The sequence below is a fragment of the Paraburkholderia sp. BCC1886 genome (assembly GCF_900996245.1).
Taxonomy (GTDB): Bacteria; Pseudomonadota; Gammaproteobacteria; order Burkholderiales; family Burkholderiaceae; genus Paraburkholderia.
This window is the reverse complement of the sequence record NZ_CAAJGK010000038.1, coordinates 183,526-193,082: the sequence shown is the minus strand read 5'-3', so window position 1 is coordinate 193,082 and position 9,557 is coordinate 183,526. Positions and strand designations below refer to the sequence as shown.

The 9,557-nt window shown below is 62.2% G+C and carries 11 protein-coding genes; 6 read left to right on the top strand and 5 right to left on the bottom strand.

Annotated features, from left to right (window positions below):
• Window positions 1-292 precede the first annotated feature (292 nt).
• The 3 genes from FQ746_RS35130 (at window position 293) to otsA (ending at window position 2,532) form a co-directional block, all read left to right on the top strand.
• Window positions 293-517 carry a hypothetical protein gene (locus FQ746_RS35130; RefSeq protein WP_144108440.1) on the top strand — a complete coding sequence of 75 codons (225 nt, stop codon included), beginning with the start codon at window positions 293-295 and terminating at the stop codon, window positions 515-517.
• 162 nt (window positions 518-679) lie between these two features.
• Window positions 680-892 carry a hypothetical protein gene (locus FQ746_RS08220; protein ID WP_144108439.1) on the top strand — a complete coding sequence of 71 codons (213 nt, stop codon included), beginning with the start codon at window positions 680-682 and terminating at the stop codon, window positions 890-892.
• A gap of 212 nt (window positions 893-1,104) precedes the next feature.
• Complete coding sequence (gene otsA, locus FQ746_RS08215; protein ID WP_144108438.1) at window positions 1,105-2,532, top strand: alpha,alpha-trehalose-phosphate synthase (UDP-forming); 1,428 nt, start codon at window positions 1,105-1,107, stop codon at window positions 2,530-2,532.
• 147 nt (window positions 2,533-2,679) lie between these two features.
• Here otsA and FQ746_RS08210 read toward each other — a convergent pair whose 3' ends face one another.
• The 5 genes from FQ746_RS08210 to FQ746_RS08190 form a co-directional block, all read right to left on the bottom strand.
• The gene (locus tag FQ746_RS08210; RefSeq protein ID WP_144108437.1) at window positions 2,680-4,110 is read right to left on the bottom strand and encodes an MFS transporter; all 1,431 of its coding nucleotides are present in this window, start codon (window positions 4,108-4,110) and stop codon (window positions 2,680-2,682) included.
• 140 nt (window positions 4,111-4,250) lie between these two features.
• A complete protein-coding gene (locus FQ746_RS08205) occupies window positions 4,251-4,754 on the bottom strand; it encodes a YbhB/YbcL family Raf kinase inhibitor-like protein (protein WP_144108436.1) in 504 nt (167 codons plus the stop codon).
• Between the two features lie 184 nt (window positions 4,755-4,938).
• Entirely contained in the window at window positions 4,939-5,385 is a 447-nt protein-coding gene (locus tag FQ746_RS08200; protein WP_144108435.1) for a very short patch repair endonuclease, read from the bottom strand.
• Between the two features lie 42 nt (window positions 5,386-5,427).
• Complete coding sequence (gene dcm, locus FQ746_RS08195; RefSeq protein ID WP_144108434.1) at window positions 5,428-6,711, bottom strand: DNA (cytosine-5-)-methyltransferase; 1,284 nt, start codon at window positions 6,709-6,711, stop codon at window positions 5,428-5,430.
• Between the two features lie 211 nt (window positions 6,712-6,922).
• Window positions 6,923-7,237 carry a hypothetical protein gene (locus tag FQ746_RS08190; protein WP_144108433.1) on the bottom strand — a complete coding sequence of 105 codons (315 nt, stop codon included), beginning with the start codon at window positions 7,235-7,237 and terminating at the stop codon, window positions 6,923-6,925.
• Between the two features lie 176 nt (window positions 7,238-7,413).
• Here FQ746_RS08190 and FQ746_RS08185 point away from each other — a divergent pair, with 176 nt between their 5' ends.
• From FQ746_RS08185 to FQ746_RS08175, 3 genes are all read left to right on the top strand, one after another.
• A complete protein-coding gene (locus tag FQ746_RS08185) occupies window positions 7,414-7,605 on the top strand; it encodes a CsbD family protein (protein ID WP_144108432.1) in 192 nt (63 codons plus the stop codon).
• A 176-nt stretch (window positions 7,606-7,781) separates the two neighbouring features.
• Window positions 7,782-8,486 (top strand): glutathione S-transferase N-terminal domain-containing protein, encoded by a 705-nt coding sequence (locus FQ746_RS08180; protein ID WP_144108431.1) that lies wholly within the window; start codon window positions 7,782-7,784, stop codon window positions 8,484-8,486.
• Window positions 8,487-9,551, top strand: coding sequence for an acyltransferase family protein (locus tag FQ746_RS08175; RefSeq protein ID WP_144108430.1), 1,065 nt, complete (start codon window positions 8,487-8,489; stop codon window positions 9,549-9,551). It begins immediately after the preceding gene.
• Window positions 9,552-9,557: the final 6 nt, after the last annotated feature.

Here is a 9,557-nt window from a genome sequence, read left to right as displayed (position 1 = left end):
TCATCTGTTGAATTACCCATTCCCGGGTCTCTGCTGAATAGCGTTTCATCTTCCATTCGCTGTCCGCCCCCCAATCTTTACATCAATCGGTTCGGGTGAGGCGACAACTAGCCTGACATGGAGGGCGGCAAAGAAAAGTAGGTGCCCCCCCGCACAGGGGGAACGCTAATAGACCACTACCAAAGCAAGGAAAGGCCAAAGGCCAAAAAAGCCAGTGCAACGACAAACCCTAACCGGCACACCCCTTGCTGATCACCAACCACCACAAAGAGGACAAAAAAAGGACACCGCCATGCCCACTCAAGTTGCCCCTCTAAAAGCGCACCGCCCCGAGCCAACCGAGCCGCCCTCGGCTCCCCCTTTCGTGCCACCGCCCCCGGGCGAACCCGACACCATCCCAGACCCAACCCCGCAACCGATAGAACCGGTCGCCCCGCCCATCGGCGACCCGCCCCCCACGCAAGCGCCACAAGCTAGCGGCAAGCAGCCCCCGAACCCATTGGGCATGCAACTCTGACACACTGCGTGTGCCACGCCACAGTCCCACGCAGCAAATATTTGTATTCGTTACAAAAGCGCCGCATCTTTTACCCGGAACCCGCTAATCGATGCGCCGCGTCACGCCCAGCACTCGCTGGATGCCGCTTCCCAGCGGCAAGCTTCCCCCGGAGGCATCGACATGAGACACCCCGCACTACGTCGCCCGGCGCGCCACTCCACGCCCAAGCCGCGTCCTCAAGCCGCCACTAACCAGCCGGCACCGCTGTCCGACCCCTCGCCGCAAAACCGTATTGCCCCCGATGCGCCGCCCGATGGCGAACACAACCAGGGTGGCGTGCGCCGCGAAGGCCTCGACTACCAGCGCGATCTCGGCTCGGAACAGGACGCGTGATGTCCCGCATTCCCTAAAACCGTTTCGCTGGCAGAAGCCCAAATCGCAGAAAAAACTTCTGGCCTTTGCTGCGACATCGCGGGTTTTAGCTCGTTCGTCACATTTGCACACATTTTTATTTCCCGGATACGGCGAAAACGGCACGCGACTTGCATGCACCTGTTTGGCACATATCTGTACGCAACGAAACAACTGAACTAGGTGGAGCGCCAATGAGCAGACTGATCGTGGTATCGAATCGTGTCGCGCCGTCCCAGGAAGGCCGTCCCGCCGCGGGAGGTCTTGCGATCGGCGTGCTGGACGCGTTGAAGGAAACCGGCGGGGTCTGGTTCGGATGGAGCGGCGAGACGGTGTCCGAACCCACCGCGCCCGTGATCGAAAAGCAGGGCAACGTAACCTACGCAACCGTAGGTCTGACCAAGCGTGACTACGACCAGTACTACCGCGGCTTTTCCAACGCGACGCTGTGGCCGACTTTCCACTATCGGAACGACCTCTCGCGTTACGATCGGCAGGAATATGCAGGCTATCAGCGCGTCAACGCGACGCTCGCGAAGCAGCTTAAAGAGCTGCTGAAACCCGACGACATCATCTGGGTTCACGACTATCACCTGCTGCCGTTCGCGCGCTGCCTGCGTGAACTCGGCGTCAAGAATCCGATCGGCTTCTTCCTGCACATCCCGTTTCCCGTGCCGGAAGTGTTGCGCACGATTCCGCCGCACGAAGAACTCGTCAAAGCCATGTGCAGCTACGACGTGGTCGGCTTCCAGACGGAAGCGGACCGTCAGTCGTTCGTCGATTTCATCGAGCGCGGTCAGCATGGCACGTCGAGCGAAGACGGCATGGTCCACGCGTATAACCGCTTCCTGAAGGTCGGCGCCTATCCGATCGGTATCTATCCGGACGCAATCGCCAAAGCGGCCGAACAGTTCGCCGACCGCAAGCCGGTGCGCAGCCTGCGCGACGGTCTGCGCGGCCGCAAGCTGATCATGAGCGTCGATCGTCTGGACTATTCGAAAGGGCTGGTTGAGCGCTTCCAGGCGTTCGAACGCCTGCTCGGAAATGCACCGGGCTGGCACGGACGAGTGTCGCTCGTGCAGATCGCACCACCGACGCGCGCCGACGTGCAGACCTATCAACGCATCCGGCAAACGCTGGAAGGCGAGGCAGGTCGCATCAACGGGCGGTTCGCACAGCTCGACTGGACGCCGATCCAGTACCTGAACCGCAAATACGAACGCAATCTGCTGATGGCGCTGTTCCGTCAATCGCAAGTCGGCTACGTCACGCCGCTGCGTGACGGGATGAACCTCGTCGCCAAGGAATACGTCGCGTCGCAAGACCCGGCCGATCCGGGCGTGCTGGTGCTGTCGCAATTCGCAGGTGCGGCCGAGCAGTTGCCCGGCGCGCTCGTCGTCAACCCGTTCGATCTGTCGCAGATGGCCGAGGCACTGGAACGCGCACTGTCGATGCCGCTCGCCGAACGTCAGTCGCGCCACGCCGACATGATGGCGCCGATGCGCGAGAACAATCTGTCGGTCTGGCGCGATACGTTCCTCTCCGATCTGCGCAACGTCGCCACCGCTTCGTCGGTCACGGCCAAAGCGGTAAAGCTCGCTGACGTGACGGCATCGTCGTAGCCGGAGTTCCGGTGGCGCGGTCTGGCTTTGCAAGCCACCGCGTCTGTCCGTCACGTCGAAAAGCAGGAAGGGCGCGAAACGCTATACGCGATTCGCGCCCTTCTTTATGTCCGGCCGAAGTGCGGCAGCTAGCAAAAACCGCAGGCCTCAGGCCGCTTTCACGCTCACCCTCTGCATGATCCGCATCGAACTGACCACCGCCGCCACCGCGGAAAAACACGCTGCCACGTAGATTGCGACGGTCGGTCCATGCTGCGGAGCGAGGCCGAAGATCAACGCCACCAGCGCGGCGCCCAGCGTTTGTCCGGTGAGTCGCGCCGTGCCGAGCATGCCGCTCGCGCCGCCACTGCGATCGGGCGGCGCGGAGGACATCATCGCGCGGTTGTTGGGCGACTGGAAAATCCCGAAGCCCGCGCCGCACAGCGCCATGCGCCAGGCAATCTGCAATGGCTCGGGATGTGCGCCGAGTGTCGCGAGCAGAACGAGTCCGACCGTCAACACGGCCAGTCCCACTCCGCCTAGCCAGCCCGACGACACGCGATCCGCGAGCATGCCCGCAATCGGCGCGACGACGATGATGATGGCCGGCCACGGCGTCATCAACAAGCCGGTGTAGACCTGCGAAAACCCGAAGCTGTCCTGCAGCAGAAACGGTAGCGAAACGAACGCCAGCATCTGCGCGCAGAACGAACACACGGACGTGCCGATGGACAGCGCGAACATCGGAATCTTTAACAGATCGATCGGCAGGAGCGGAGCCGGGCGGCTCAATTGACGGCGCACGAAGAAGTAGCCGATGACCGCCGCGCCCAATCCCTCGAGCGCCACGAAACCGAGCCCTTCGCCGTGACCGAGACCGTCGACGGCGAAGATCAGCAGGCCGAACACGAACGCGTTCATGACCGCGCTCATGTAGTCGTAGGGTGAATCGTGGCCGACGTTCATCGGCAATGCCTTGAAGCCGCCGGTGATCGCTGCGATACCGATCGGCACGTTGATCGCGAAAAGCCACGGCCAGGCCGCGATGGCGAGCACACCGGACGCAATGGTCGGCCCGACTGCCGACGCAATGGCGACGACCATGGCATTGATGGCGATGCCGCGTCCGAGATGCGCAGGCGGATAGATCATGCGCACGAGCGCGGTGTTCACGCTCATGATGCCCGCCGCGCCGAAGCCTTGCAGCACGCGCGCGACGGCTAGCGCAGGCAGCGACGTGGACAGCGCGCAGGCGAACGAGGCCAGCGTGAAGAGCAGCAGGCCGCCGAGATAAATGCGCCGGTAGCCGATGCGGTCGCCGAGCGACGCGAGCGGCAAAAGCGTAATCGTGGTGGCGAGCTGGTAAGCGTTGACGATCCAGATCGACGCCGCCGCGCTGGCGTGAAGATCTTTAGCGATGGTCGGCAGCGCGACGTTGGCGATCGCGCCGTCGAGCACGGCCAGCGTCAGTCCGAGCGCGATGACCAGCATCGCCCAATAACGTTGCGGAGTGGGAAGCCCCTGTTCCGGGCTGCCCGCAGGCCAGCCGGCGGCGGTATTGGCCGTTGCGCGTGGGGGGCGCGTTGGTTGTGCGTGCATCGATCGTTCGATTTGTAGTTGGACGGCTCGTCGACCACACGACGGGCCACACGCGCCGCACGCCCGAAGTCCGTCGAAGGACGCAGGGCGGCGGAACGACATCGGCGCGTCAGTTGCGCCGATGTCGCGTCTCTCACGTGTTATTTGAGTTCGTACAGGCCAGTGTGGGTGGCCGAATCGAGTTCGTTCAGATGCGTCATGAAGCGGGCCACGGCGTTGGTGGTCTCCGCATTGATCGGCAGATGCGGCACCTTCAGCGCATGCAGACGGAAGATGTAGCGATGCGCCTTGTCGCCGCGCGGCGGTGCGGCGCCGCCGAAGCCGACCGTGCCGTAATCGTTACGGACCTGGAGCGCGCCGGCTGGCAGCAATGCGCCGTCGGCTTTGCCGGCATTGCGCGGCAACGAGCGCGCGTCGGCCGGAATGTTGACGACGACCCAATGCCAGAAGCCACTGCCGGTCGGCGCGTCGGGGTCGTAGACGGTGAGCGCGAAGCTTTGGGTGTCGGCCGGCGGCGCGTCCCATTGCAAAGCGGGCGAGACGTTCTCGCCATCCACACCGAAAGCTTGATCGTCGAATTCGTGCGCCTTCGGCATGAAACCGTTGGCGGGAAAGTCGTCGGACCAAAGACGGAAATCGGCCATGCTGCCTCCCTTCTATGAATGGTTCTGGGACGATCGGAGCGTACCTGCGCGCAGACTGAAATACGACGTGACCGCAGGCAAAGCGACAAGCTCGGGCGCTCCGCGTGAGCCGGTCGAGTGTATCACCAGCACTCGCGGGTTCTGCTCGTAACGGGCTGCAACCAGCCGCGCACGAGGCGGCTTTTCAGCCGCGTTCTTCGAAGTTGGGCGTGTCGTCTTGCAGCCAGTCGGTGAGCCGCTGCAACACGCCTTCGATATCCCGATTCGCACCACGCAATGCGCATTCCCACACCACCGCGACGCGCCAGCCCTGATCGAGCAGGGCCTGGTGGACCTTCGCATCGTTACTCCGGTTTCTGCCGATCTTTTCGCGCCAGAATTCCGGCCGCGTTTGCGGCCATTTGAACAGGCGACAATCGTGGCCATGCCAGAAGCAGCCGTGCACCAGCACGACGGCGCGATAACGTGGCAGCACGATATCCGGCCGACCCGGCAGTTCGCGCACGTCGAGCCGGAAACGGTATCCCCGTCGATGCAACAGGCTGCGAATCAGAATTTCCGGCTTGGTGTTGCGTCCGCGAATGCCGGACATCATCCGGCTGCGCGTCGCGCTATCGACGATGTCTACCATGCCTGGAATCCGGCACGCGCCGTCGGGCAATTCCTGGCTCGGTCAGGCGTACAGCGAAAGGGCTTGCTTCGAACCATGTTGGCTTGTCTCGGCGAGTAGGGTCTGCACATGCGGCAGCATGATGCGCGCCACTTCCCGCATCACCGGCATGACGACGCTATTGCCGAACTGGCGATAGGCCTGGGTATCGCTCACCGGAATCCGGAACGTATCGGGGAAGCCCATCAGGCGCGCACATTCGCGCGGCGTCAGGCGACGGGGCCGCAGCGTCTCGCCCTGGTAGAGCAGAATCTCGGAGCCGTCCTTGTGATAGCGCGCCGACAGCGTGCGCGTCACGCTATCCGGGTAGGCCATGCCGAAACCGAAGCCATTACCCGCCGCGCGGTGCTTGTCCGCGTAATTCTGCAGATACGTCCAGAGCTTCGGGGTGAGCGTGTACTTCGGCTGCACGCGGCGGTTAGCGTGATCGAAGAAGCGTTCCTGGTCCCACGGTAGAACTGGTTCGGTGCCGTCGGTGCGATGCAGGATGGAGCCGAGGCGTGGTCCCTGTTGCGGCAGAAGCAGATCGTTCCACGAAAACTCCGTCTTGCCGCGAAAGCCGACGATGATAATGCGCTCCCGATGCTGCGGCGTGAAATGCTGACCGTCGATCACCCGGTAATGCACTTCGTAGCCAAGCTCGTCGCGCAGGGTTTGCAGGATCACCTCGAAGGTGCGGCCTTTATCGTGCGACAAGAGGTTCTTCACGTTTTCGAGCAGAAACGCGGCGGGGCGCTTCGCGGCGATGATCCGCGCGACATCGAAAAACAGCGTGCCCTGAGTCGTGCACTCGAAACCGTGCGGCCGGCCCAACGCGTTTTTCTTGCTGACGCCAGCGATCGAAAAAGGCTGGCAGGGGAAGCCGCCTAGCAGCACGTCGTGGCTCGGCACCTCTTCGGCGGGGAAGGTCACGATATCGCCGATCAGCGTGTGCGCAGCGTCGCCGGGGTAGTTGTCGCGATACGTTCTGGTGGAAAAGTCGTTCCATTCGCTGGTGAACACGCACTCGCCGCCGTGCGCCTCGAAACCCATACGAATGCCGCCGATACCCGCGAACAGGTCGATGAAGCGGAACTGCGCCTGCCCGGAGCCTGCGACGCCGCCGACCCGCGTGCCGCCTTGCAGCAGATCGCGCAACGCCGGTTCGAGCATCGCAGGGCAGGGCGATTCGCCTTTCTCCCAGCGCCGGATGGTCTTGGTGTCCTTGCCGACATGGGCGGCGATTTCACGCTGGGTGAAGCGTGCGCGAGCCTGCCTGAGCAGTTCGAACGATGCGGCGAGGGTCACGGCGGTCCTTGCTGGGAATTTTTGCGGACATTATGACCTAAAGTCGTCCCCATTTTCCCCTTCCGCGCATTCTGCAGAACAAGTCCTTCGATGGCCGCGCGGCTTTTTCGGTGAAATACGCTTGTCACACGGTGCCCTGTACGCTTGCCGTGTGACGCGAATTCCCAGCGTTGCGACGTGTTGAAGCCGCGACGAGAATCGCGGCTTTTTTTTAACCCGGGTTGGCGGCGAGGGCCGCTGCCTTGTGACGTCGACGGTTTGTCGCGACCGGCAGGACCGGCGCAGGATTTGCCTCGAACGCTTCGAGTTGCAACATTAGCTCGTCGATGGCGAGCAGCTGGGTGTGCGAGAGATGGGCGGCGGCAAGCAGTTGCTCGAGGCGCTTGCGCCAGTAACCGGCCGACAGGATCGGCCCAGCCATGTCACCGTGTAAAGACGGTCCCATCACGCGCGCAATGTGCATGATGTCATTGTCGATAAAACCGGTCCTGAACGACCCGGAAAGCGAAATGAGTGTGCGGTTCATGTCTTCTCCTTGCCTGCTTTACGGCAGGCCGGCTGGAGACTTTAGGCCTCTGACCATCTTTTTTTCGCATTTTGCGAGTTCTCGATGCTGCAGAGCATCGAGACTCAGGCATACCCGTTGCTCAAGGAAAGTACTGGCGTAATCTCGCGCTGGCATTCCAAACAATGGAGCCGAACATGAACAAGGACCAAGTGAAGGGTGTGGGCGAGCAAATCAAGGGTAAGGTCAACGAGGCAGTCGGCAAGGTGACCAACGACCCGGGTAAAGAACTGAAGGGCGATCTGCAGCAAGGCGCCGGCAAGGTTCAGAAAGCTTATGGCGACGCCAAGGAAGACGCCAAGGACAATGCAAAGCGCACCGGACATTAATCCGGCGCGTGACGCGCATTGACCGTTGGACAGTAAGCTGGAAAGTAAAGGCGCTTCGGCGCCTTTACTTTTTGGACGTTCGACGTGTGAATGGCAAGGCGTGTTTTACCCGGCATGTGGCGCGACGGTTTATATTTGGCGGCTTCGCTAACTTCCGCACAAGGTGAACGCTTCCCATGACCGATCTAGCCGCTTTCCCGATCACGAATAAATGGCCTGCCCAGCATCCCGACCGGCTTCAGCTTTATTCGCTGCCCACGCCGAATGGCGTCAAGGTGTCGATCATGCTGGAAGAAATCGGTCTGCCTTACGAGGTGCATCTGGTGCGATTCGACACCAACGATCAGATGACGCCGGAGTTTCTCTCGCTCAACCCGAATAACAAGATCCCGGCGATCATCGATCCGAACGGTCCGGACGGCAAGCCGCTGCCGCTGTTCGAATCCGGTGCGATCCTCATTTATCTCGCGGAGAAGACGGGCCAACTGATTCCGCAGGACGCCGCCGGTCGCTACGAGGCGATTCAGTGGGTGATGTTCCAGATGGGCGGTATCGGGCCGATGTTTGGTCAGCTCGGTTTCTTCCACAAATTCGCCGGCAAGGACTATGAAGACAAGCGGCCGCGCGACCGTTACGTGGCCGAATCGAAGCGGCTGCTCGGTGTGCTGGAGCAGCGCCTCGAAGGGCGCGCATGGATTCTCGGCGACGCCTATTCGATCGCCGACATCGCCACGTTCCCGTGGGTGCGCAACCTGGCTGGCTTTTACGAGGCCGGCGATCTTGTCGGCATTCAGAACTTCCCGAACGTGCAGCGTGCGCTGGCCGCATTCGTTGCGCGTCCTGCGGTGGTGAAGGGATTGGATATTCCGAAGCGGCCTTGAATGACACGAGCCGGCAAGTTCAGATCGATCCAGGCGCTTCGCGCGCTCGCGGCGCTTGGGGTGGTCGCTTACCACACGAACGGTCTCGTGATGGGCGCTGGGTGGCTGCCGCATTTTTTTCACGCCGCTTCACTGTATGGCGAGATTGGCGTCGATATCTTCTTCGTCATCTCCGGTTTCGTCATTGCCACGGTGACGCACGAACTGCCGACGGGCTTCGCGTCGGCGCGATCTTTTATCGCCGCACGGCTCGCGCGAGTCGTGCCGCTTTACTGGGTATTGACCGCGCTGTTCATCGCACTGGTCGTGTTCGCACCGCAAGCGCTGGTGAACGTGCCACTGAGCGTCGGCCATACCATCGCTTCGTTGCTATTCATTCCAGTGTTCAATCATGCCGGCAAGATCGAGCCCGACCTGTACGTCGGCTGGACCCTGCAATACGAAATGTGGTTCTACCTGATCTTTGCCGTCGCACTCTGTTTTCTGCGGCGGCGGATTCTCGGGGTGGGCCTCTTCCTGGTGGCGACCTGTTTGCTCAACCGGCTGCCTGTGTCCGGCGCGGCGTTCGCGACGTACACGAATCCGCTCGTGCTCGAGTTCGTGTTCGGATGCGGCCTCGGCTGGTGGTATGCAATGGGACGACGCATCCATCCCGTTGCGGGAATCGCGGCGCTCGCGATTGCGCTCGGCTCGCATGAACTGCTCAGGCCGGTATTGACGGAGGCCAACCGGTTCTGGGTGTTCGGCCTACCCGCGCTGGCGCTCGTCGCGCTCTGTCTTTCGATCGAGCGGCGCGTGCGGTGGGGCGCGCTTTCCCAGGCGATCGGCGACGCGTCGTATTCGCTCTATCTGACGCATGTGTTTGCGGTACCGATCGGCATCAGGTTGTTGCTGGTGATCGATAGCGGGCACCGGATGCGCGGCGATCTGGCCTGCGTGTTCGTGGTGCTGGTGTCGGTCGCGATCGGGCTGGCTTCGTATCGATGGCTCGAACGGCCGTTGCTCGCGCTGTTCCGGCGAGCGGGGAAGGTGCGTGCACGAGCGGTAGGGGTGACGACGCCTTGATGCGCG

What these genes read in the sequence shown, in the direction of transcription:
- FQ746_RS08220 (WP_144108439.1), top strand. Translation starts at nt 680, where the DNA reads ATGAGACACCCCGCACTACGTCGCCCGGCGCGCCACTCCACGCCCAAG.
- FQ746_RS08200 (WP_144108435.1), bottom strand. Translation starts at nt 5,385, where the DNA reads ATGGTAGACATCGTCGATAGCGCGACGCGCAGCCGGATGATGTCCGGC.
- FQ746_RS08210 (WP_144108437.1), bottom strand. Translation starts at nt 4,110, where the DNA reads ATGCACGCACAACCAACGCGCCCCCCACGCGCAACGGCCAATACCGCC.
- FQ746_RS08185 (WP_144108432.1), top strand. Translation starts at nt 7,414, where the DNA reads ATGAACAAGGACCAAGTGAAGGGTGTGGGCGAGCAAATCAAGGGTAAG.
- FQ746_RS35130 (WP_144108440.1), top strand. Translation starts at nt 293, where the DNA reads ATGCCCACTCAAGTTGCCCCTCTAAAAGCGCACCGCCCCGAGCCAACC.
- FQ746_RS08175 (WP_144108430.1), top strand. Translation starts at nt 8,487, where the DNA reads ATGACACGAGCCGGCAAGTTCAGATCGATCCAGGCGCTTCGCGCGCTC.
- FQ746_RS08190 (WP_144108433.1), bottom strand. Translation starts at nt 7,237, where the DNA reads ATGAACCGCACACTCATTTCGCTTTCCGGGTCGTTCAGGACCGGTTTT.
- FQ746_RS08205 (WP_144108436.1), bottom strand. Translation starts at nt 4,754, where the DNA reads ATGGCCGATTTCCGTCTTTGGTCCGACGACTTTCCCGCCAACGGTTTC.
- otsA (WP_144108438.1), top strand. Translation starts at nt 1,105, where the DNA reads ATGAGCAGACTGATCGTGGTATCGAATCGTGTCGCGCCGTCCCAGGAA.
- FQ746_RS08180 (WP_144108431.1), top strand. Translation starts at nt 7,782, where the DNA reads ATGACCGATCTAGCCGCTTTCCCGATCACGAATAAATGGCCTGCCCAG.